Below are 23660 nucleotides of genomic sequence, written 5' to 3'. Positions count from 1 at the left end.
TATGAAAATCTTACTAGTTTCTATGGCATCCATTCATTTTTTTAGATGGACAGAACAACTTAAAGATACAGGTCATGAAGTGTATTGGTTTGACATTAACGATGGAGGAAAAAAAATAAAACGGTTAGATTGGGTACATCAAATAGTCAATTGGAAAAGACGTTGGAATTATCCAGGTAGATATTTCTTTAAAAAACAAATGACAGGATTATATACATTTTTTCAAAAATTAAATGATAGAAAAGTGGCAATCGTTTTTGAAAAAAAACTAAAAGAAATTCAACCAGATGTAGTACATAGTTTTGCGTTATATGTTTCGTGTACGCCTATTTTGAGTGTTATGCAACACTATAAAAATATAAAATGGATTTATTCTTCCTGGGGGAGTGATTTGTACTATTTTCAAAATGAATCAAGTTTTTTAGAGGATATTAAAAATGTATTACCAAGAGTTGATTATTTATTTTCCGATTGCAGACGAGATTATCAATTATCTCTAAGGTATGGTTTTAAAGGAGAATTTTTAGGAGTTTATCCTGGAGGAGGTGGTTTTGATTTGGAAATGATGAATACCTATATATTGCCATTAGAAAATAGAAATACCATAATTATTAAGGGGTATCAGGGAAGGTCTGGAAGAGCGATACAAGTATTACAAGCACTTGAAAAATTACAAGAACAACTAAAAATATTTAAAATAGTTGTTTTTGGTGCAGATGAAGAAGTTATAAATTATTCAAACCAATCTGAATTAAAACAATGGAAAAACTTTTCAATTATTGGAAAAGTAAGTCATACTGAAGTTTTAAAATTAATGGGGAAAGCGTTAATTTATATTGGGAATAGCAATTCTGATGGAATACCAAACACATTATTGGAAGCTATTTGCTTGGGTGCTTTCCCAATACAATCTAATCCAGGGAAGGTGACTGAAGAAATTATAGTTAATGCAGAGAATGGTTTAATAATTGAAGATTTTGAAAATATTGATGAGATAAAAAATATTATTTTACAAGTAGTTTTAAATACTATGTTATTAAAAGGTGCTTTTGAAATAAACCAACAACATTTGAAACCACAATTTGAAAGAGAATTCATAAAGAAAAAAGTTTTAGAATCATATTTAAAAATTTAATAAGTTACTATTTAAGTGAAAAGCATAAAAACCCAAGAGCATATAAAAAACCTAATACTGCAAATAGAAGACAAATGGGCTGTTGACAGTTGGATGGTTAATGGTGTTCATATTTGGCCTTACGTTAGAATTAAATTATACATTCATTTGTTGTCATCATTGCATGAAAATTCAACTGAACAAAATTTTACGAATACTATTAAAATTAAAAAAACCTTTAATCTTGGAAGTAAAATAGTAACAATTTTAAAATTAATAAGAAGTTTTTTTCGTTTGCCATTATTCTTTTTAGCCTTAAAAAGAAAAAAAATAATGTTTTATGGTGCGCATTATCATCGTGTTTTACAAGATGGCAACTATTTTAATAGGTTTTATGATGCAATGGTCGATTATCATAAACTGCATGAGGATGTTTATATGGTAGAGTATACAACTGTATATGGATCTATATATAATAAAAATGCCATAATAGATTTGAATAAATATTTAAACGATTACAAATTATTATTTAAATTTTTTAATAGGTTTAAGCAATCAACAAATACTGTTTCTTTAGATGGTTATACTGAATTTTACAAAAACTTAGAAGGAATTCAAATAGATTTAAATTCTTTAAGAATTTCTGAAGTTAATATAATAAAATGGGCAATAAAAATAAATTCTATAGAGGGGTTCTTTATTAAAATGTATAAAAAAATCAAACCTTCTAAAATCTTTTTTTTAGGCTATTACGGTTTAGATAATTTATATGCTGCACTTGTAGCGGCTAATAAATTAGACATTAACACAATAGACTTTCAACATGGTCCTCAAACAAATGTTCATATGGCATTCTCAAGTTGGACTAAGGTTCCATTGTATGGATATAATACGATGCCATTAAAATTTTGGAGTTGGGATAAAAAGTCTAAAGAGAATATAGATGAGTGGGCTAATTTAACAAATAATACAAAATCTAAATTTGTTGGGCAACCATATATTTCTTATTGGTTAAAAAAACATAATAACATTAAAAGTAAAAATAAAATAATACTATATAGTTTACAGACGGCACCTATTTTTTCAGTTGAAGAGATGTTAACACCTAAAATAATTTCTTTAATTAAAAAGTCTGATTATAAATGGATACTCAGACTTCACCCAAGAAATAATATTGATTTAGTATATCTAAAGGAATATATAAAATCTAATGGTATATTTGAACATACAATAATTCAAGATGCAATTGAAGTCTCTTTACCCAATATGCTTAATTCTACGATTCTGCATATTACTAATTTTTCAGGTTGCTTAATTGAAGCACAATTAATGGGTATTTCAACTTTATTGATTCATGAAATTGGTAAAGAAATATTCAAAGAATATATTGATGATAAATTGGTGTTTTTTTCAAATAAAGATAGTACAACATTTGAAAAGAAATTTCATACTTTAATTAAAAAAGTGGAAAAAGACAGGATACATACAAAAAGTATTGAAATTGTAAATCCTTTATTATAAATTATATGTTTTCTTTATAGAACAATTAAAAATAAATATCTTGCAATTAAAAAATAAACAATGCTTAAAAAAATAGGAATTATTCCACTTCGTAAAGGATCAAAAAGTATCGTTGGGAAAAATACTCGTAAAATGGTTGGAAGATCTTTGTTTATGTGGGTATTAGGTGAAGCTATCTTCTCAAAATTAGAGGAGGTGTATGTATTTACAGACGATATAGACTTAATTGAATTTATTAATACGGAATATGCATGGTCACCTAAAGTAAAAGCACTATTAAGAAGTAAAGAAACTGCTACAGATACTGCATCTACAGAATTTGCAATGGAAGAATTTTCTAAAAGCATAAAACATGACTATGATGTATTGTGTTTGTTGCAAGCAACTTCACCTCTAACAACTAGGAATGATATTAATAATTGTTTAAATAAAATTGAAAAGGAAGGTTTTGATTCAGTAGTAACTGTAGTAAATACACATAGGTTTACATGGAATACAAAAGGAAGTCCTACAAATTATGATGTATTTAAACGCCCTCGCCGTCAAGATTTTGAGGGCTTGTTAATAGAAAATGGAGCAGTTTACAGTACAACAAAAAATGCTTTTATAGCATCAGGAAATAGAGTAAGTGGTAACATTGGATTGGTTGAAATGCCAGGAGAATCATTGCATGAAATTGATTCAGAATCTGATTGGTTAATTGTTGAACAACTGTTAATGGAACGACAAAAAAAACAAAAAGAATCTAAGAAAATCACACACTTAGTATTGGATGTTGATGGTGTATTTACCAATGGTACTGTATTTTATTCAAACGTTGGGGAAATGGCAAAGCAATTTGATATGCGTGATGGAATGGGGTTGGAAATACTAAGAGAACAAGGTATTGAGATTCTTGTTATGACTTCAGAGCAGTCTGATATTGTTACACAACGCATGAAAAAATTAAAGATAGAGAATGTTTACCTTGGCGTAAAAGATAAATATGCATTGTTAAATTATTTATTAAAAGAAAAATCTTTAGCGATGGGCAACATTGCTTATATGGGTGACGATGTAAATGACTTAGCCAATATGTGTAGTGTAGGCTGGTCATTAACACCAAATAATGCAACTACTATAGTAAAGCAACATGCGGATGTTATTTTGACGAAAGGTTCTGGTAACGGCGCTATTAGAGAAGGATGTGAGTTTATTATGAAGTATAATAAGCGATTCTAGATACAATTTCAGCATGAATTCCATTCATATTAAAATCACTTAAACTGACGTATAATAGTTGACAAACATCACTTCGATTGATTTTAAGAAACAGAGAGGACTAAAATAGTATCGATAAGAAATTAATACAATGAAACTAATTTTATGTAAATATCCTAAAATATTTTTGATAATACCTGCTACATTGGTATTACTAGTAATTTAGAAAACAGGATGTTTAAGTATAATTTAGGGGTTTACCTAAATAGCTAAATGGCTTCCAGAAGATCAATAGAATTGGTTTTTTTGTGGTATTTACAAATAATAATATGGTAATAAAAAAGTAGAAACAAATATAAAAGTGTTTAAAATCAAAAAAAGAAGCATTAATTAATGATGATTTTATGACTTTAGTTAATTTAGCAAAAAAGAAGTTCTAATTCTTGTTCTAGATACGCTACGCACTCGAACTGACGTAATAATAAACATTGAGACGTGCTATTGAAATTAAACGGAAAAACGTCATTTAGGTGGTTTTAGGGAGCAGAGAGGACAAAAAAAATATAGAGGAATCGTTTGGATGATAAATTTGAAAAAAATAAATGAAAAATAGTAACTATAATAAGCCCTTTGTTATTGCTGAAATTGGTTGTAATCATAAGGGAGATATTGAAATAGCCAAAGAGCTAATTAAAGTAGCTAAAATATTTTGTAATGTTGATGCTGTAAAGTTTCAAAAAAGAAATAATAAGGAATTATTAACAGAGGAACAATATAACCAGCCACACCCTAATCCTTCAAATTCATACGGAGACACCTATGGTTTACATAGAGAATATCTTGAGTTTAATTTACAGGAACACTCAGAATTAAAGAAATTTTGTGAAGAAATAGGTGTTATTTATTCAACTTCTGTTTGGGATACAACTTCAGCAAAAGAAATAGCGTCCTTAAATCCATTATTTATAAAAATCCCATCTGCATGTAATAATAATTATGAAATGTTAGAATGGTTATGCGAAAATTATAAGGGAGAGTTGCATGTTTCAACGGGTATGACAACAAAGAAAGAGATAGAAGAATTAGTGAATTTTTTCATTAAAAAAGAGAAAAATAAAAATTTAGTACTTTATAATTGTACTTCTGGTTATCCTGTACCTTTTGAAGATGTATGCTTGTTGGAAATAAATAATTTGATATCAAAATATAGAGGTAAAGTAAAAAATATTGGTTTTTCAGGTCATCACTTAGGTATTGCAGTTGACATTGCAGCATATACTTTAGGAACTTCAATTATTGAGCGACATTATACTTTAGATAGAACTTGGAAAGGAACTGACCATGCAGCTTCTTTAGAGCCTATGGGATTAAGAAAATTAACGAGAGATCTAAATGCAGTCCATAAATCATTAACATACAAAAACAAAGATGTTTTACCTATTGAAAAAGTTCAGCGGGATAAATTAAAATATAAAAAGGCTTAATTTAGTATGTTCAATAAAAAGAATAGGATACGACTTTTTTGGTGGAATGAAGTTAAGTTACAAGGGAAGCAAAAAGAGAATTATGGAGACTTATTAGGGCGCTATCTTGTTGAGAAAATTTCTAAAAAAAAGGTTGTATGGGTTAGCCCAGCCAAATTTTCAATTTGGAATTGGTTTTATCCTATATACGTTACTATAGGAAGTGTTTTAACAAATGTAAATAAGTATTGTGTTGTATGGGGAAGTGGTATTATATCTGAACAATATCCAATTAAAAAAGCAAAGTTTTTGGCAGTTAGGGGTCCCAAAACACGAAACTATTTACTTAATTTAGGCTACAAAGTCCCAGAGATTTATGGAGACCCTGCATTACTTCTACCAAATTATTTCAATCCTAATGTATCAAAAAAATATAAATATGGTATTGTTCCACATTATAATGATTTAAAAGTTATTAATAATTGGTTTTCTGATAGAGAAGATATTTGTATAATTGATATGATGACAAATGATATAGAAACTAAGACTGATGAATTTTTAAGGTGTGAAAAAATTATATCATCTTCACTCCATGGAATCATTATAGCACATGCCTATAGAATTCCTGCAATTTGGCAAAAATTTTCAAATAATGTTTTCGGGGATGACATTAAATATAAAGATTATATGGAATCTGTTAAAATAAAATCATATCAACCAAAAATTAAAGAGCAACAATATTCTGATTCTGAGTTGAAAGAACTTTTTAAACAATTACCATCATTACCATTAAAAAAAGATATTGAAGAATTAAAAAAAGGATTGCTAAAGGTTTGTCCTTTTACAACAAACTATAATTGTAGATGAAAAAAAAGATTTTTATTTTTTTACCGGATGGTGTAGGGTTACGCAATTTTGCATTAACAAGATTTAAAGAGTTGGGAGATGAAAAAGGTTATGAAATTGTATATTGGAATAATACTGTTTTTTCTTTAAAAGAAAATTTCAATTATAAAGAAGTTATAATTGAAAATCATAAGTTACATCCCTTAACCACTATTTACACTAGAGCTAGAAAAAGAGTGGAATTGAATTTGTTTGATAAAAAATTTAATGAGACGGTATATAATACATATACTTTTCCACATTCATATAAAGGATTGAAAAATTTATTGAAAAGTATATTTGTTAATATATTGGTTCTTCTTTGTTCAAGCGATAGGGGATTTTTATACATACGTAACAAAATAAAAAAATTAGAAAGGAAAAACACGAAATATGAATATTGTAAAAAACAATTGGAAATTCATAAACCAGTAATGGTTTTTTGTACTAATCCAAGACCAACTCAGGCAATTGCACCTATTCTAGCCGCACAAGATTTAGGGATTCCTACAGTCACGTTTATATTCTCTTGGGATAATTTACCAAAAGCAACAACACTTATAGAACCGGATTACTATATGGTTTGGAGCGAATATATGAAAAAGGAATTATTACAGTATTGCTCATATGTTGAAGGTAATCAAATTTTTATAACTGGAACACCTCAATTTGAAAGCCATTTTAGTATGAATATTATAAAGTCTCGAAAATCATTTTTTAGAGAACACCAATTAGATTTGCATAAAAAATATATTTGTTTTTCAGGTGACGATGTTGTAACATCTCCATTAGATCAATATTATTTAGAAGATTTAGCTTTGTCAGTTATAGAATTAAATAAGCAAGGGTATAATTTAGGTGTTATTTATAGAAAATGCCCTGTTGATTTTACGGATAGATACGTTGCTATTATAGAAAAATATAACAGTGTAATAAAAGTTATTGATCCTTTATGGGTACCTATAGGAGAAAGTTGGAATGAAATTATGCCAACAAAAGAAGATTTTGCACTACAAGCTAATATTTGTGAACACACTGAATTTGTTGCTAATATAGCATCTTCTATGGTATTTGATTTTGTTGCACATAATAAATCATGTTTATTTTTTAATTACGAGCAACCTCAATTAATTAAAGGAATTCGTGATATTGGTCAGAATTATAATTATATACACTTTCGGTCTATGCCTTCAATTAATGCAGCCCTTTTTTGTAAAGATAAAAATCAACTTACAATTACTATAAAAGCAATTTTAGACGGTGAAATATCAAATGTAAAAGAAGGTAAAAAATGGTTTGAAATAGTTGTAGGATTAAACCCAACAGAAGCTTCAAGCAATATCTGGAAAACTATAGATAAAATTACATCATGAAAATAGCTTTTTTAACACCTGAATATCCACATCCAAAAACTTCACATTCAGCGGGAATAGGATCCAGTATTAAAAACTTAGCTGTTGAATTACTACAGAATAATCATAGAGTTACGGTATTTGTGTATAGTGAGGATTCAAATGAAATATTTGAGGATAATGGTATTTCTATTCATAAAATTGGATATAAAAAATATCCTATGCTTAGTTGGTATTTATATCGAAAACAGCTTCAAAATTATATAAACAACATAATTAAAGTGAATCAAATTGACTTAATAGAAGCGCCAGATTGGACAGGAATTACAGCATTTATAAAATTCAGATGTCCGCTATTAATCCGGTTGCACGGAACTGACGCTTATTTTTGTAAACTTGAAGGAAGAAAGCAAAAGATTAAAAATTATTTCTTTGAAAAAGTTGCTTTAAAATCAGCTGATTATATAGCATCTGTAAGTGAATTTACAGCTCTAGAAACAAAACGAATTTTCAATATTAAAACAGCAATCAAGGTAATATATAATGGTATTAATACTACCCAGTTTTATAACAGGCAAAACACTTTTTATTTTGAAGAAGAATTGGGAGAGACTATTTTATACTTTGGTTCTGTTATTCGAAAAAAGGGAGTATTAGAACTGGCTAAAATTTTTAATAAAGTCGTAGAAAAAAGACCAAGTACGCAATTAACACTGTTGGGGAAAGATGTGATAGATATTTTTGAAAATAAATCTACTTTAGAATTGTTTATGACTAAATTATCTTCCGAAGCGAAACAAAATGTGATACATATAAATCATGTGCCCTATGAGAAAGTAAAAGAACATATTAGGAAGGCTAACGTTATTGTATTACCTAGTTTTGCAGAGGCATTTCCAATGACTTGGCTAGAGGCTATGGCTATGAGGAAAGGGTTGGTGACATCTAATATTGGTTGGGCAAATGAATTAATGATTGATGGCAAAACTGGTTTTACTGAAAATCCTGTAGCGCATCAATTGTATGCAGATAAGATTCTACAACTACTAGAAAATAAAGAGTTAAACGCTACCTTTGGTATAAATGCTAAGGAAAGAATACATCAATTTTTCTCTTTAGAAGTTATCGGAGCTAAAAACATAAATTATTATAAATCTATCCTTAAAAAGTGATACTTGTTTTTCATAAAAATAATCGAGTAGTTAAAATCATTAATAGTGGTAATCAATTAAGATTGAATGATTTAGAGGGTAGCATTCAAGAGGTTATGGTAACACTCGCAGGCAAGTACCCAACCCAATTTATTGGATGGTGTCACATTGAATTAGAAAATGAAATGAATATAGAAGCTTGGAAGCACATATTTAAACACCAACTGTTAATGGCTTCATACAATACTTCATCTGAAAATTTTATTGATGCTAGAATAGGTTATGTAGAAGATACACCATTTATAAACGTAAATAAAAAATGTGAGTATCCTACTTGGCTAATGTCTTCAAATATAGGTGGTATTCACGCCTCGGTAATTACATCATTTAGTGAATTGACAAAACGAAAGGTTAGTTTTGATTTTTTTATAAATTTAGTGGCAAAAATTGGGATGAAAAAAGGATTAATTTGCTATTCCAATCCTCAACTAGTTAAAAAAAACCTGCTACATAGTACAATAAACATCCCTAAAATTACTACTGTAGAGCTACTATGGTTTATAAAATCAACTTATAGATTTAGGTGGGTATTCCTATTTGTGTTCAACAATTTTGTTTATCAAAATAAGCTACACATTGCCAGTTTTTTAAGAGTACTTTTTAAGAAAAAAATTAAGAATACTGGCAAACTTACCCCTTTATCTGTCACTTCTAAAAATGTAAACGAATCTATTGATGTATTAATTCCAACACTGGGCAGAGAAAAATATTTATACGATGTATTGATCGATTTAGCTAAGCAAACGAAACTACCTGCTAAAGTAATTATTGTTGAGCAAAATGCTATTAAAGGAGCAGTTTCAAAATTAGATTTTTTATCTGAAAAATGGCCTTTTAAAATTGACCATACACTTATTTATCAATTGGGGGCTTGCAACGCAAGAAATATTGGGCTAAGTAAAGTAACTTCTGATTGGGTATTTTTTGCTGATGATGATATTAGAATTGACTCATTATTTCTTCAAAAAACAATTAATTATAACCACTCTTATAAAGCTGATGTAATTAGTGTTAGTTGCTTGCAAGAAGGTGAAACAGAAAAAAGTAACCATATTACACAATCGGCTACTTTTGGATCAGGAACCAGTATTGTTAAATCAAGTGCTTTAAAGAATATTAAATTTGATATGGCTTATGAATTTGGTTATGGCGAGGATGCTGATTTTGGAATGCAGCTAAGAAATAATGGGGTAGATATTTTAAAAGTACCTAAAGTATCTATGCTACATTTAAAGGCTCCTATAGGTGGATTTAGAAAAAAGATTATAAATAAATGGGATAATGAATCTATTCAGCCAAAACCATCGCCTACCATTATGGTTTTTAAACTTAAACATGCGACTAAAGAGCAATTTGAGGGGTATAAAACCATTTTGTTCTTCAAGTTTTATAAGTTGCAACCTATTAAAAATCCATTTAAGTATTACAAAGAGATGAACAAAAGATGGAATAAAAGTATATTCTGGGCAAATCGTTTAATTCATAAAAATTAAAAATGAAATTTAGCCTCATTATATGTACATATCAACGTTCAAAAGCTATTGTAACCCTTTTAAAATCGGTACAATTACAATCGATTTATCCTAATGAGATTTTAATTGTTGATGGTTCTGAAGATGATGATACCAAAAACATTTTAACCAAAAAACCTTTTAAAAATATCCGTTATTTTAAAGTAACGGAAAAGGATAGAGGGCTTACTAAACAACGCAATTACGGAATTAAAAAAGTAACAGATGCTATTGAGGTTGTTTGTTTTTTAGATGACGATACCATTTTAGCTAAAAATTACTTTAAAGAATTAATTCACTCGTACACAAACTATCCGAATGCCGTTGGAATAGGTGGATATATTACCAATGAAGTTGAATGGAAGATTCAAAAAGAAGAAAAATGTTTTAGAACATATTATTGTATCGATGGCTTTAAAAGAAAAGAAGGACTTAGATTTAGGATTCGTAAGTTTTTAAAATTAATTGATAAAACGCCACCTGGGTTTATGCCTAGTTTTTCGCATGGGCGATCAATAAGTTTTTTACCGCCAAGTAATAAAATCTATCCCGTTGAATTTTTTATGGGAGGTGTTTCTTCATTTAAAAAAGAAGTATTTGATAAAATAAAATTTTCAACCTATTTTGAAGGTTATGGCTTGTATGAAGATTTAGATTTTTGCCTAAGAGCATCTAAAATTGGGCAATTATACGTAAATACAGGTGCTAAGTTAGAACATCATCATGAAGAAGCAGGAAGACCAAATAATTTTAACTATGGTAAAATGGTAGTTAGAAATGGATGGTATGTGTGGAGAGTTAAGTATCCTAAACCTACATTTAAAGCTAAAGTGTTATTTCATTTAAATGTTATTTTACTATTAAAGCTTCGTTTTGTAAATAGTTTTTACGGAACTCATAAAAAAGAAGCATTTACAGAAGGTATTGGTAGATTAGTGGGGTGGTTTTCTTTATTTTTGAATAAGCCAAAGCTGAACTTTTAATAATTTAAACAATATATTTACCGTCTAAAGGTAATTTAGCAAAAAAATGAAATTTGCAATCATAACCCATGCTGAACATAAATTAAAGAATAATCATATTTATGCTTATGAACCTTATGTTCGCGAGATGAACTTGTGGATAAAATATGTAGATGAAGTACAAATTGTAGCTCCTATTTCAGAAGAGAAAGTTACTTCAATAGAAAGTAAGTATCAGTTTAATAAACGTCATAGCGAACAAGGTGAAGCTATCTCATCCAATGAAAATATTGCTACGTCACGCACTCCTCGCAATGACGAAAACAAACGTCATCCTCAGCTTGACTGGGGATCTCATGATTTGAAATACAAGAAACAGATTCCCAATCAAGTTGGGAATGACGGGATTGAATTAATACCTATTCAGTCATTTGACATAAAATCATTAAAAAATGGAATTATAGCAATTTTTAAAATCCCAAAAATTTTAGGAGTAATATACAAAGCAATGCAATGGGCAGATCATATTCACCTGAGATGTCCGGGTAATATTGGGTTGTTAAGCTGTATTGTACAAATATTGTTTCCAAATAAACCCAAAACCATTAAATATGCAGGTAATTGGGATTCTAAAAGTAAACAACCGTTAAGCTATAGACTTCAAAAGTGGATACTCAGCAATACTTTTCTAACTAAAAATTCTAAAGTTTTAGTATATGGAGAATGGCCAAACCAAAGTAAAAATATAATTCCGTTTTTTACGGCTACCTATTCAGAAAAGGAAATAGTAGAACGTCATTCTACACTTGATGCGGAATCTTATGATGAGATGCTGAAACAAGTTCAGCATGACGAAGTAAAACGTCATAGCGAACAACGTGAAGCTATCTTATCCAATAAAAAGGTTACCTCATCGTATCCTCTTCGTAATGACGCTAAGTTGAACTTCTTATTTGTAGGAGCTTTATCCAAAGGAAAACAGCCCTTATTAAGTGTAAAAGTAGTTGAGCAACTAAAAAATAAAAATTATAATGTTCAATTAGAAATATATGGTGACGGAGCAGAAAGAAATAACATTGAAGCATATATAAAAGAAAATCAATTGCAAAAGACAATTCATTTATATGGAAATACATCGAAAGAAATTGTAAAAAAAGCCTATCAAAAAGCTCATTTCCTGCTTTTTATATCCAAATCTGAAGGTTGGCCAAAAGTGGTTGCAGAAGCTATGTTTTGGGCTTGTTTACCAATAACAAGTAATGTATCTTGCATTCCGTATATGTTGGGAAATGGTACAAGAGGCACAATTGTTAATCCAAATATAAATGAAATTGTTTCAGTTGTAGAAAGTTATCTTGCAAATGAAGAAAAGTATAACGTTCAAGTAAAAAAAGCAATGGAATGGTCGAGACAATATACGTTGGAGAGGTTTGAAAATGAGATAGGTAAGTTGTTGAAATAAGCGTCATTCTCAGCTTAGCGGAGAATCTTTTAAAAAAGGAAACAGATGCTGAACCAAGTTCAGCATGACGAAACGGACACGTCACCCTGAATTTATTTCAGGGTCTTATGATTTACAGTTTAAATTATAAATTGAAAATCTAATTAATAGAGATGCTGAACCAAGTTTAGCATGACGAAACGGACACGTCACCCTGAATTTATTTCAGGGTCTCATGAGTTATAGTTTAGAATATGGTTTGGAAATCTAATTAATAGATGCTGAACCAAGTTCAGCATGACGAACACATTTTATTCCTAGCTCGACTAGCAATCTTTAGAATAAAATAAAAAAGGCTATGAAAGAAAATTTTATTTATATACTTAGTAATAAAAATAGAAAAGTGCTGTATATAGGTGTGACTTCTAATTTACTTAAGAGAATTGAAGAACATAAAAACGGTATTGGTTCAATATTTACAAAAAAATACAATGTTCATGATTTATTATATGTTGAGGAGTTTAATGATATAAATCTAGCTATAAAAAGAGAAAAACAATTGAAGAATTGGAATAAAGCATGGGAATGGAATTTAATTAAGGAAACAAATCCAAATTTAATAGATTTGTATGATCAATTATAATGTAATTTAAAAACGGATGAACAGATGCTGAACCAAGTTCAGCATGACGAAACGGACACGTCATTCCGTACTTGTTGCGGAATCTCATCATTTGGAATGAATTGACAGATACTGAAATAAATTCAGCATGACGATTTAAATATTATTTAAAAAAAACTAAAAGTATCAAAAAACTAAAAGTCATACAAATAATAGATTCTCTAAACTCTGGAGGAGCTGAAATGATGGCTGTAAATATAGCTAATGAACTAGCTAATGCAGGTTTTCAATCTTATATTTGTACAACTAGAAAAGAAGGGAATTTAAAACTTAAAATTAAAGAAGATGTAGGTTATTTATTTTTAAAGAAGAAAGTAGTTTTAGATATAAAAGCGTTTATAAAATTAAGAAAATTTATAAAAGAGAATCAAATATCTGTAATTCATGCGCACTCATCTTCTTATTTTATAGCCGTTTTAATTAAACTGACTTTCCTTAAAATTAGAATAATTTGGCACGATCATTATGGTAATAGTGAAAATTTAAAGTCCCGAAAAATATTTCCTATAAAAATAATGTCTAACTTATTCAACAGTATAATTTCAGTTAATAAATTACTAGAAAAATGGGCAAAACAACATTTAAAATCAAAAAAAGTATATGTAGTTCCAAACTTTGCCTCATTAGATATCAATATTCCTAAAACCACCTTTTTGAAAGGAGAAGAAGGTAAAAAAATCGTTTGTTTAGCAAATTTGCGTCCGCAAAAAGATCATATAAACCTATTAAAAGCATTTGTTCTTGTACATGCAAAAAGCCCTGACTGGACCTTGCATTTGGTAGGCTTAGATTTGAATGATTCTTATTCTACCAAAATAAAAAACGTTATTACAGAAAATAAAATAATGAATTCTGTATTTTTATATGGTAGCTGTTCAGATATATCCAATATTTTAGAACAAGCAACAATTGGTGTATTATCTTCTAAATCAGAGGGATTACCTGTTTCCTTATTAGAATACGGATTGGCAAAATTAGCAGTAGTTGTTACCAATGTAGGTGATTGCAGTAAAGTAATACAAAATAATGTTAATGGATTACTTGTTGAACCTGCTAATGAGATAACATTAGCTGATGCAATTTTAAAACTTATTGGTAATAATGAATTAAGAATTAGCTTTGGTACTAATTTATATAAAAATATTCAACATAATTTTTCTAAAGAGAGTTATATTTCTAAATTAATTAAAATATATCATTGAATAGTAATTCAACATACGGTCGATTATTTTTATCTCTATTTCACCTAGTTTTAGGTATTTTACTGCTTATAGGTATTGTTACAAAGGTGTATTCTACATTAATAGTTGCTGTTGGAATTCTATTTATTATCAAATCTAAAAATGAACATAACCAAGCCATGATGTGGAGTGCTTATTTGGTAGGTGCAGAGGTGTTATTTAGAATGTCTGGAGGTATGTTTTTTTATGAACTCCCAAAATATACGGTACTTATTTTTTTAGTTACAGGTTTATATGTGGAGCGAAAAAAACACCATATTTCAATTACTTATTTAGTGTATATTTTATTATTATTGATTGGAATTGCTTTTAGCAATATTCCTTTTAATGAATCTATACGAAAAGCCATTGCGTTTAATTTGAGTGGCCCCATCTTATTAGGTGTTTCTGCTATTTATTTTTATAAACGTAACATCACCTTACAAAATTTAATGAACATGCTATTTTATATGGCTTTACCCATAATTTCGATGTTGAGTTTATTGTATTTTAAAACACCTGATATTAAAAGTATCGCTTTTGGCACTAGTGCTAATTTTGCTGCATCTGGGGGCTATGGCCCTAATCAAGTTGCAACTAACTTAGGTGTAGGTGTTTTTATATTTGGTGTTCACCTTGTTTTAAAAAAACGCTTTTTCCTCCTTTTTTTCATAGATGTACTTGTTTTTATGTACCTAATTTATAGAGGGTTAATTACTTTTTCAAGAGGAGGGATGGTAACTGCATTTATAGCCATTGCTTTTTTCTTATTTTTTTATATGTTATCAACTAAAAATAAAATAAAAGATTTTACTAAATATATTGGATTAATTTTTGTGATTGGTATTGTTTTATGGATTTATGCTGCCAATGTAACAGGGGGGATGTTAATAAACAGATATACAAACAAAAATGCTGCTGGAATTGCTAAAAAAGACATTAGTACGGGTAGAATTCAAATTTTCAAAAGTGAACTGGGAGAATTTATGGAACATCCTTTTTTTGGAATAGGTGTAGGAAGCGGAAAATTTTATAGAGAAGGCAGGTTAGATAAAGTGGTAGCTTCTCATAATGAAATAAGTAGATTGTTAGGTGAACATGGCATGATTGGTTTGGTTATTTTATTCTTACTCATAGTAGTCCCTATAAAAAACATGAGGAATCAACCTCCTTTGGCTAAAGCTTTTTTAGGCTCCTTTTTTATATTTTGGTTTTTAACCATTAATCATTCGGCAATGCGAATAGCATTTCCAGGATTTATTTATGGGTTAAGTGTTTCAATAATTTTAATGAATGAAAAAAATAATTTACATAGGGAATAATCTTGCTAAAAAAAGCAAGTACCATTCAGCAATGGAAACCTTGAGTAGTTTATTACTTACTGAGGGGTTTACTGTAATAAAAAGTTCTTCGAAACAAAATAAAATAATACGTTTGGCACAGATGTGTTTAACCCTAATAAAATACAGGAAAAGTACAGATTATGTAGTTATAGATACTTTTAGTACGTTGAATTTCTGGTATGCGTTCATAACTTCTCAATTAGCTAAATTTTTAAAATTAAGATACATACCCATATTACACGGAGGAAATTTGCCAATTAGATTAGATAAAACGCCATTTTTTTCAACATTAATTTTCGATAATGCTTATTTAAATGTATCACCCTCAAAGTATTTAGAATTTGAATTTAAAAAAAGAAATTTCAAAACTTCTTACATACCAAATTCAATTAATTTAAAAAATTACACTTTTAAATTAAGAGAGAATATACAACCTAAGTTATTATGGGTTAGAGCTTTTGATGTTATTTACAATCCTTTATTAGCCATAAAAGTGTTATGTAAATTAAAAGAAAAATATCCAAAGGCAACCTTATGCATGGTAGGGCCAGATAAAGATGGCTCCTTAATGGAAGCTAAACAATTGGCAAAAAAACTAAATATAATTAATTCAATAACTTTTACCGGAGTGTTAAAAAAAGAAGATTGGCAGCAACTTTCAAAGAAATATGATATTTTTATAAATACAACTAATGTTGATAATATGCCGGTAAGTATTATTGAAGCAATGGCTTTGGGATTTCCTGTAATTTCTACAAATGTAGGCGGGTTACCTTATTTAATTGAAGATAATGTGGATGGAATTTTAATAGAACCAAAGAATGAAAAATATATAGTTAAAGCAATTGAAAAATTAATTAAAAACCCTAAAATTGCAATTAAACTTTCTATGAATGCGAGAAAAAAAGCAAGTACTTTTGATAGTGAAAACATAAAGAAAGAATGGTTGAAAATATTGAGAAATGTTTTATAAGTTTATATTTAAAATAGGACAAAGTTTTAGAAATCCATCTTTAAAAAAGTGGTTAAAGTTTCTAAAAAAAACCGAGAAATGGTCTTCATTAGAACTTTATGAATATCAATTAAAAAAATTGCAAGAATTAGTACAGTTGGCTTATAAACAATCGTATTATTACAAATATAAATTGGATGAAGTTGGAATCAATCCTTCTGATATTAAGACTTTAGACGATATTCAAAAATTACCCATTTTATCTAAAGAAGATTTGATAAAAAACAAATCAACCATAACTACCAATATTAAATTTAAAAAAGTTTTTAAAGCTAGTACTTCTGGAAGTACTGGGCAATCTTTAAATTTTTTACGAGAAGAGTCAGCCGATTCTTTTAATAGAGCTGCTATTTTTAGAGGATATTCGTGGTATAAGGTTAACCCTTGGGAATTGAACGGATATTTTTGGGGATATAATTTATCTTTATTTAAACGATTAAAATTTAAATTATTAGATAAGATTCAGCATAGATTTAGAATATTCACTTTTAATGAAAAACCATTACGGAAATTTAACAAAAAGCTTAAAAAGGCAAGTTATTTACATGGATATTCATCCATGATATATGAAGTGGCAAAGTTTATTAATAAAAATGGACTATCTAAACCATTTCATTTAAAAATGATTAAAGGTACTTCTGAAAAGATTTTCGACAGTTATCAAATTGAAATTAAAAATGCATTTGGAATAAAAATGATAAGCGAATATGGCGCTGCAGAAACGGGGATTATTGCTTTTGAATGTACCAATGGAAATATGCATATAAACATGGAAGGTGTACTAGTAGAAGAAATAGCTAATGAAATAGTAATCACAAACTTACAAATGACTTCTTTTCCTGTAATACGTTACAAATTAGGAGATTATATTAAATTAGCTCCAAAAGAAAAAAAATGTTCTTGTGGTATGAATCATTTAATTATTGAAGAAATTACGGGTAGAGTAGGTGTTGTAATCTTTGGGCTTAAAAATAGCTATCCAAGTTTATATATTTATTATATTTTTAAGAATTTGGGAATAGAAAATTCTCTGTTTTTAACGTATCAAGTAGTTCAAAAAACAAAGGGAAACTTAATTTTTAAAATTGAAGAAACTTTAGATAAAAGATCTTTACTCTTGCTAAAAAAGGAAATCATTAAGCACTTTAAGCAGGATGTTACATTTAAAATTATAGATAATCAAAAAATTAATTCTAGTAAAAAGCAGAAATCAAAAAGTTTTATATCAGAAATCATCTAAAAAAAGTATGTCTAAATTAGTATCTATAATCACTCCAAATTATAATTGCGAAAAATATATTGCAACTACTATTGAAAGTGTTATTAATCAAACTTATAAAAATTGGGAATTAATTATTGTAGATGATTGTTCTACAGATAATTCCGTTAAAATTATTAATGATTTTATTAATAAAGATAAACGCATAAAACTTATTAAACTTAGCAAGAATTCTGGACCTGCAGTTGCTAGAAATAAAGCTATTGAAGTTTCAAAAGGAAGTTATATGGCTTTTTTAGATAGTGATGATTTGTGGTTTCCTAAATTTTTAGAAAGTTCAATTAAAGTCATACAAAATACAGAAGGTTTTGTTTTTGCATCTTATCATAGATATGATGAAAATCTTAATCCGTACTTGAGAGATTTTAAAGTTCCTAAAAGGGTAAACTATTATGATATACTTAAATCAAACTCTATTAGTTGTTTAACAGCCTTTATTGATATTGATAAATTGGGAAAAAGGCAAATGCCACAAATTTTATATAGGCAAGATATGGGCTTATGGCTGTTTTATCTAAAAAAAATTAAATATGCAGTAGGAATACAAAAACCTTTAGCAATTTATAGAATTCGAAAAAAGTCTCATTCTAGAAATAAGATAAATTTATTAATACATCAATGGTATTTTTATAGAAATGTAGAACATTTAAGTACTTTTAATTCCATATATTATTTTGCTCTATGGAGTTTTTATGGCTTTAAAAAATATATATTATAAAAAATATCATAACTTTGAATATTTAAGTAACTTGTATTTAAAACTTTTTTAATGCCCCATTCTAATATACATTTTAGTATTTCAGAGCGAAAAATATATTTGCGTTTTTTAGATGCGGCTTTTATTTTAATTGGATTATACCTATTTGATACTTTTTTTGATTTTCAATATTTTGATTTTTCAAATACCCAAATTTTAACTTGGATGTTACTCTTAATTTTTTATTTATATTTTTTTGGAGAAATATTTGAAATGTATAATTTAAAAGTAGCAAGTGATATTTATTTAACCCTGCGAAGTACCGTTATTACAACTGTTTTTACGACACTATTTTATGTTTTTACACCAATTTTATCTCCTGAATTACCCCAAAATAGAATCCAAATAGCTTATTTATTTTTGGTGATATTAATAGCCTTATCAGTTAATAGATTTTTCTATATGAAGCTGATATTTTCACCTAAATTTTTAAAAAATATACTTATAATTGCCGATACTGAGCAAATAGAGAATGTTATTTTAAACAACCAAAATAAAGGAACAAATAAAATTGTTGCCTATGTATCAAATAAAAGCTTAGCTAATTCAACGGCATTGGCTTATGAAAGTTTTGAAACGGTTAATTTAGAACAAATGGTTAGAACTAATTTTATTAATGAAATTATAGTATCTTCAAGTAGCCTTCAATTTATAACAAACACCTTAAACTCACAGTTAATAGAGCTTTTTGAAAAGGGGTTAATGATCCGATCAATAGATAGTTTTATAGAGGAAGACACAAACCGTATTTCTGAATATCAATTAAAACAAGATTTTTACAATTATTTTTCTTTTAGTAAAAGTCATCAAAATAATTTGTATTTAACATTTAGAAGAGGTTTTGACTTATTTTTTTCGTTGATTGGAATCCTATTTTTTTTACTTCTAATACCTTTTGTTTTAATTGGAAATATAATTGGCAACAGAGGTAAATTATTGTACAAACAAATAAGAGTAGGTAAACATGGTAAAAAATTTATAATTATTAAATTTAGAACTATGATTGCTAATTCAGAGAAAAATGGTGCTGTTTGGGCTAGAAAAAATGATGTAAGAATTACTCCCTTTGGTAGAATTTTAAGAAAATCAAGAATTGATGAAATACCTCAGTTTATAAATGTTCTTAAAAATGATATGAGTTTAATTGGCCCAAGACCAGAAAGACCAGAGTTTGTTGAAAAATTAGAAAAAGAGTTGCCTTTTTACGCTATTCGTCACGTAATTAAACCTGGTTTAACAGGTTGGGCACAGGTAATGCATCCCTATGCCAGTACCGTTGAAGATCAACAAAAAAAATTGATGTACGATTTATACTATATTAAAGAGCGAAATATTTTAATAGACCTTAAAATTGTTATTAAAACAATTAGTACCATTTTATTTTTTAGAGGAACTTAACCTGTTTCTAAATTTAATTAAATAGCTATATCTAATAATTAAAGCAACCAGAAAAGGAATGATAGCGATGTTAAATACTTGTATTTTTAAAATCCAGATTATTAGAGTAGAAGCTATCAATAACAATAAAATTTTATTATAAATAATAATCCATTTAGGCACCCTATTTTTTAAAAGTATAAAAGCAACAATTAAATTTGGTGCAAAAGCCCATAAAAAGTTTAAATTTTTATAAGTTGCGGTATGAGATGTTGCAAACCATAATAATAAAACAACAACACCAATAATACCTGTAACAAAATACAATATGAAATCTATAAATTTAGTTCTAGTATTATGGGTATAATTTCTATAAGAAATAAAAAGAATAAGTAAACTTATTAATAAAATAGTGTTAAAAGGAGAAAACAAATTATAGGGTGCTTTAATTTTTTTCTCTGAAAGAATAAGCCTTGTTTTTTTTACTAAAGGTTGTTTTTTGCCATTTACACTTGTAATAGTAGCATTTTCAAATGCTTTAAAAATATAATCTGGCAAAAATTTATATTCATCTTTGGTTGCTTTCTTATCAATTACAGAACCTAAAGCCAAATCTATTCCAAATTTTGACCATTTAAAATTCTTTGTGTAATCTGCAATTAAATCTCTGTGAGTTTTATTACTCGTTAAATGTGAATTACTGAAAGAAACTTTTTCTTTTAAAATAATTTTAACTATTTCTTCAATTTTGGTAGAACAGTTGTTGTAAAAGAAATCGTACTGATAGTACTTATTTTGTGGTTTTGCATTATTTTCTAAAAAATTAAAAATAGCTTGTACTTCAGAGGTATTTATTGCTAATTCTTGTGTTTTGACCCAACGATTTTCATATTGATAAATTCTTAAAAATCGATTGAAATTGGTAACAGAAAGCTGATAGATTAATTTGCCCTTTGCAAAATTCAAATAAAAATTAGGAGCATTAAAATTAAACGTTCCGTAATTATAAGCTTTATCTATGCCTAAGACAGGATCGTAAACTCTAAAAGCACTATGCCCAAACGCGGTGTATAATTCACTCCCAGGGCCACATGTTATAACACTTACAGTTGCTTTTGGTGATAATTTTTGTTGTGCTGTTAATTGTATGAACACAAAAAACAACATAAATACGAAAAGGTTTCTTTTATACATATTATCTAAAATAATCAAAATCTACTATAATTGAAAAAACATTTGAGTATAGTGCGTTACCAATACTAGCAATGTTTGTAAGGGCATAATCAATCTGAATTCCTTTATATTTAAATCCAACACCAAAATTTGGTTGCATTACAAGTTCTTTACTGCCATCAAACTGCAATTCGTTTTGAAAATTACCAATGCCTCCGCGTAAAAATACGGTTTTTAAATATGCTACTTGAAAGCCAAAAGAGGGATCTATACTAACAACTGATGTTGAAATTATATCGTTTGTTTTTGTAAATCGAAGGTTTAAGTCAAATGCTGTAAGCACGTTAAAATCTCTATTAATATCAATTTCTTTTGCAATACCTATTTGTGCTTTTGGTAATGTTATCTCTGTATTAGCTGGTAACTCTTGATTTTGATCAGGAATAGCATTTTTAATTTTGTTAAATTCACTTTCATTAATACTCCAAGTGTTAAAAGTAGTGGTAATATCTCGAAGCATTACTCCAAACTTCCAATCGTTTCTTTCAAATTGTAGAGATGCATCAATTCCAAATCCCCAGGAAGTTGCAAAGTCGCCAATAATTCTACGAATAATTTTGGTATTTACACCTATGTTTAGTCCTTTGAGTGGTAATTTTCGTGCGTATGCAAAATTTAAGGCATAATCAGCGGCTGAGAATAAACGAATGCGGTTGTAGTCTATATTACCTTCATTATCTATAAGCTCAGTTGTGTTTAAAATATCATCAACTCCAAATCTAATTATTGATATTCCTAATGAACTTCTATCGTCAATGGGCATTGCAAAACCTACATAGTCATACTTAGCAATACCAGCAAAATATTCAGCGTGCATTAAGGATCCTTGATAATCTTTAACGGCAGTTAAACCTGCAGGATTCCAATATATTGAATTTACATCATTACTTGTAGCAACAACAGATTTACTCATCCCAAATGCTGCAGCATCAACACCTATATTCAAAAACTCATTGGAATATTTGCGCACACTTTGACTGTGTATCAATTGGGTTATAAAAAAAACAACTAGTACAATTTTTTTCAATGTTTTAGATATTTAAAAGCGAATGTAAAAAAACTTTATAAGTTAATGTTTATTATTAAGAAATAATATGTTCAATATAATTTGAAATACGTTTTTCACTCCATAATAAATCTTTTTTAACATAGGAAGTGTTAAATCCAACATGACCGCCATATTTAGGTATTTCAAATGTTAAGTATTTATGGTTTTTGGCTTCTTTAATTGGGTAGCAGCTTTCAGATAAAAAAGAATCATCTATAGCATTAATTAACAATGTTGGTTTCGTAATAGCATGAATAAATGGTTTACTACTACACTTATTCCAATAATCTTTAGCACTTTTAAATTGAAATAGGGGAGCTGTAACTGCATTGTCAAAATCTTCAAATGTTTTTGCATTTAAGACAGCTACTTTATCAATAGTGTTCTCAGGAAATTTTTCAAGTTTTATAAATGTCTTTTTCTTCAACGATTTTAAAAATTTTTGAATATATACCGTGTTGTACCATTTTGCTAAAACATTAGATGAACCTTCTAAATCACAGGGGACAGAAATAGCAACGGCTCCTTTTACTTCAGAAGGTATATTATTGGTCTCCCCCATATATTTTAAAGTAATATTTCCGCCCATACTATAACCTAGAAGAATAATATTTTTATAGGAATAATGTTCTAAGATATAGTTTAAAACTACACTCAAATCATCTGTTTTACCACTATTATAGGAATAAAGTTGATTGTTGTCTTCTCCGCTACAGCCCCTAAAATTTAGAGCTACACAATCAATATTTTGAGAATTTAAATAGTGAATGGCTGATACCAAGTAATGAGATTTAGAACTCCCTTCTAAACCATGCATAGCAATAACTAACGTATTTGAGCCAACTATTGAAAAATCTAAATCTAAAAAATCCTTGTCAGGAGTAAAAATACGTTGTCTATTATAACTTATACTGTTTTTATAAAATAGTGTTTTATAAACGGTATTCAAATGATTATTTTTAAAAAGAAAAGGAGGTTGATATGTTGATTTAATAATAGGCATATTGCGTTAAAATATAAAAATTAAGTAGAATTGCAGCATCGTATAA

20 protein-coding genes are annotated in these 23660 nt (G+C 28.3%); 17 read left to right on the top strand and 3 right to left on the bottom strand.

The window, feature by feature from the left end; genetic code table 11:
* Nucleotide 1: 1 nt before the first annotated feature.
* The 17 genes from Lupro_RS02310 to Lupro_RS02230 all read left to right on the top strand — a co-directional run bounded on the left by Lupro_RS02310 (nt 2) and on the right by Lupro_RS02230 (nt 20351).
* Nucleotides 2-1135: a glycosyltransferase gene (locus Lupro_RS02310; RefSeq protein ID WP_068205917.1), complete on the top strand. Its 1134-nt coding sequence runs from the start codon at nt 2-4 to the stop codon at nt 1133-1135.
* A 15-nt stretch (nt 1136-1150) separates the two neighbouring features.
* Nucleotides 1151-2635 carry a hypothetical protein gene (locus Lupro_RS02305; RefSeq protein ID WP_068205916.1) on the top strand — a complete coding sequence of 495 codons (1485 nt, stop codon included), beginning with the start codon at nt 1151-1153 and terminating at the stop codon, nt 2633-2635.
* 60 nt (nt 2636-2695) lie between these two features.
* Entirely contained in the window at nt 2696-3856 is a 1161-nt protein-coding gene (locus Lupro_RS02300; RefSeq protein WP_068205915.1) for an acylneuraminate cytidylyltransferase, read from the top strand.
* Between the two features lie 581 nt (nt 3857-4437).
* Nucleotides 4438-5319 (top strand): N-acetylneuraminate synthase family protein, encoded by an 882-nt coding sequence (locus Lupro_RS02295; protein ID WP_068205914.1) that lies wholly within the window; start codon nt 4438-4440, stop codon nt 5317-5319.
* A gap of 6 nt (nt 5320-5325) precedes the next feature.
* Nucleotides 5326-6165, top strand: a complete 840-nt coding sequence (locus tag Lupro_RS02290; protein WP_068205913.1) for a polysaccharide pyruvyl transferase family protein — start codon at nt 5326-5328, stop codon at nt 6163-6165.
* Nucleotides 6162-7556 carry a glycosyltransferase family protein gene (locus tag Lupro_RS02285; RefSeq protein ID WP_068205912.1) on the top strand — a complete coding sequence of 465 codons (1395 nt, stop codon included), beginning with the start codon at nt 6162-6164 and terminating at the stop codon, nt 7554-7556. The genes Lupro_RS02290 and Lupro_RS02285 overlap by 4 nt, the downstream gene beginning before the upstream one ends.
* Nucleotides 7553-8707 (top strand): glycosyltransferase family 4 protein, encoded by a 1155-nt coding sequence (locus Lupro_RS02280; RefSeq protein ID WP_068205909.1) that lies wholly within the window; start codon nt 7553-7555, stop codon nt 8705-8707. Before Lupro_RS02285 ends, Lupro_RS02280 begins: the two co-directional genes overlap by 4 nt.
* Nucleotides 8704-10239, top strand: a complete 1536-nt coding sequence (locus tag Lupro_RS02275; RefSeq protein ID WP_068205903.1) for a glycosyltransferase family 2 protein — start codon at nt 8704-8706, stop codon at nt 10237-10239. The genes Lupro_RS02280 and Lupro_RS02275 overlap by 4 nt, the downstream gene beginning before the upstream one ends.
* A 2-nt stretch (nt 10240-10241) precedes the next feature.
* On the top strand, nt 10242-11240 hold the full coding sequence (locus Lupro_RS02270; protein WP_068205902.1) for a glycosyltransferase family 2 protein: 999 nt from the start codon (nt 10242-10244) through the stop codon (nt 11238-11240).
* A 46-nt stretch (nt 11241-11286) separates the two neighbouring features.
* Nucleotides 11287-12681 carry a glycosyltransferase gene (locus Lupro_RS02265; protein WP_068205900.1) on the top strand — a complete coding sequence of 465 codons (1395 nt, stop codon included), beginning with the start codon at nt 11287-11289 and terminating at the stop codon, nt 12679-12681.
* Between the two features lie 337 nt (nt 12682-13018).
* Nucleotides 13019-13303: a GIY-YIG nuclease family protein gene (locus Lupro_RS02260; RefSeq protein ID WP_068205899.1), complete on the top strand. Its 285-nt coding sequence runs from the start codon at nt 13019-13021 to the stop codon at nt 13301-13303.
* A gap of 221 nt (nt 13304-13524) precedes the next feature.
* Nucleotides 13525-14544 carry a glycosyltransferase gene (locus Lupro_RS02255; protein ID WP_068205898.1) on the top strand — a complete coding sequence of 340 codons (1020 nt, stop codon included), beginning with the start codon at nt 13525-13527 and terminating at the stop codon, nt 14542-14544.
* Nucleotides 14541-15884, top strand: coding sequence for an O-antigen ligase family protein (locus Lupro_RS02250; protein ID WP_068205896.1), 1344 nt, complete (start codon nt 14541-14543; stop codon nt 15882-15884). The genes Lupro_RS02255 and Lupro_RS02250 overlap by 4 nt, the downstream gene beginning before the upstream one ends.
* Nucleotides 15856-16878, top strand: a complete 1023-nt coding sequence (locus Lupro_RS02245; RefSeq protein WP_068205895.1) for a glycosyltransferase family 4 protein — start codon at nt 15856-15858, stop codon at nt 16876-16878. Before Lupro_RS02250 ends, Lupro_RS02245 begins: the two co-directional genes overlap by 29 nt.
* Nucleotides 16868-18157 carry a phenylacetate--CoA ligase family protein gene (locus Lupro_RS02240; protein WP_068205894.1) on the top strand — a complete coding sequence of 430 codons (1290 nt, stop codon included), beginning with the start codon at nt 16868-16870 and terminating at the stop codon, nt 18155-18157. Before Lupro_RS02245 ends, Lupro_RS02240 begins: the two co-directional genes overlap by 11 nt.
* Before the next feature lie 7 nt (nt 18158-18164).
* On the top strand, nt 18165-18914 hold the full coding sequence (locus Lupro_RS02235) for a glycosyltransferase family 2 protein (protein WP_068205893.1): 750 nt from the start codon (nt 18165-18167) through the stop codon (nt 18912-18914).
* A gap of 51 nt (nt 18915-18965) precedes the next feature.
* Nucleotides 18966-20351 carry an exopolysaccharide biosynthesis polyprenyl glycosylphosphotransferase gene (locus tag Lupro_RS02230; protein WP_068205890.1) on the top strand — a complete coding sequence of 462 codons (1386 nt, stop codon included), beginning with the start codon at nt 18966-18968 and terminating at the stop codon, nt 20349-20351.
* Here Lupro_RS02230 and Lupro_RS02225 read toward each other — a convergent pair.
* The 3 genes from Lupro_RS02225 to Lupro_RS02215 are packed head-to-tail and all read right to left on the bottom strand — an operon-like array spanning nt 20331 to nt 23614.
* Nucleotides 20331-21524, bottom strand: a complete 1194-nt coding sequence (locus Lupro_RS02225; RefSeq protein ID WP_144439094.1) for a lipoprotein N-acyltransferase Lnb domain-containing protein — start codon at nt 21522-21524, stop codon at nt 20331-20333. The two genes, Lupro_RS02230 and Lupro_RS02225, sit on opposite strands and share 21 nt — an antisense overlap.
* 1 nt (nt 21525) lies before the next feature.
* Nucleotides 21526-22590, bottom strand: coding sequence for a putative type IX sorting system protein PorV2 (locus Lupro_RS02220; protein WP_227807466.1), 1065 nt, complete (start codon nt 22588-22590; stop codon nt 21526-21528).
* 55 nt (nt 22591-22645) lie between these two features.
* Complete coding sequence (locus Lupro_RS02215) at nt 22646-23614, bottom strand: YheT family hydrolase (RefSeq protein WP_068205886.1); 969 nt, start codon at nt 23612-23614, stop codon at nt 22646-22648.
* Nucleotides 23615-23660: the final 46 nt, after the last annotated feature.

Origin of the sequence: Lutibacter profundi (assembly GCF_001543325.1) — a bacterium.
GTDB classification, from domain to species: Bacteria; Bacteroidota; Bacteroidia; order Flavobacteriales; family Flavobacteriaceae; genus Lutibacter; species Lutibacter profundi.
This window is presented reverse-complemented; position numbering and strand designations above follow the sequence as displayed.

What these genes read in the sequence shown, in the direction of transcription:
- Lupro_RS02310 (WP_068205917.1), top strand. Translation starts at nt 2, where the DNA reads ATGAAAATCTTACTAGTTTCTATGGCATCCATTCATTTTTTTAGATGG.
- Lupro_RS02300 (WP_068205915.1), top strand. Translation starts at nt 2,696, where the DNA reads ATGCTTAAAAAAATAGGAATTATTCCACTTCGTAAAGGATCAAAAAGT.
- Lupro_RS02295 (WP_068205914.1), top strand. Translation starts at nt 4,438, where the DNA reads ATGAAAAATAGTAACTATAATAAGCCCTTTGTTATTGCTGAAATTGGT.
- Lupro_RS02290 (WP_068205913.1), top strand. Translation starts at nt 5,326, where the DNA reads ATGTTCAATAAAAAGAATAGGATACGACTTTTTTGGTGGAATGAAGTT.
- Lupro_RS02285 (WP_068205912.1), top strand. Translation starts at nt 6,162, where the DNA reads ATGAAAAAAAAGATTTTTATTTTTTTACCGGATGGTGTAGGGTTACGC.
- Lupro_RS02280 (WP_068205909.1), top strand. Translation starts at nt 7,553, where the DNA reads ATGAAAATAGCTTTTTTAACACCTGAATATCCACATCCAAAAACTTCA.
- Lupro_RS02270 (WP_068205902.1), top strand. Translation starts at nt 10,242, where the DNA reads ATGAAATTTAGCCTCATTATATGTACATATCAACGTTCAAAAGCTATT.
- Lupro_RS02265 (WP_068205900.1), top strand. Translation starts at nt 11,287, where the DNA reads ATGAAATTTGCAATCATAACCCATGCTGAACATAAATTAAAGAATAAT.
- Lupro_RS02260 (WP_068205899.1), top strand. Translation starts at nt 13,019, where the DNA reads ATGAAAGAAAATTTTATTTATATACTTAGTAATAAAAATAGAAAAGTG.
- Lupro_RS02255 (WP_068205898.1), top strand. Translation starts at nt 13,525, where the DNA reads ATGATGGCTGTAAATATAGCTAATGAACTAGCTAATGCAGGTTTTCAA.
- Lupro_RS02245 (WP_068205895.1), top strand. Translation starts at nt 15,856, where the DNA reads ATGAAAAAAATAATTTACATAGGGAATAATCTTGCTAAAAAAAGCAAG.
- Lupro_RS02240 (WP_068205894.1), top strand. Translation starts at nt 16,868, where the DNA reads ATGTTTTATAAGTTTATATTTAAAATAGGACAAAGTTTTAGAAATCCA.
- Lupro_RS02235 (WP_068205893.1), top strand. Translation starts at nt 18,165, where the DNA reads ATGTCTAAATTAGTATCTATAATCACTCCAAATTATAATTGCGAAAAA.
- Lupro_RS02230 (WP_068205890.1), top strand. Translation starts at nt 18,966, where the DNA reads ATGCCCCATTCTAATATACATTTTAGTATTTCAGAGCGAAAAATATAT.
- Lupro_RS02225 (WP_144439094.1), bottom strand. Translation starts at nt 21,524, where the DNA reads ATGTATAAAAGAAACCTTTTCGTATTTATGTTGTTTTTTGTGTTCATA.
- Lupro_RS02215 (WP_068205886.1), bottom strand. Translation starts at nt 23,614, where the DNA reads ATGCCTATTATTAAATCAACATATCAACCTCCTTTTCTTTTTAAAAAT.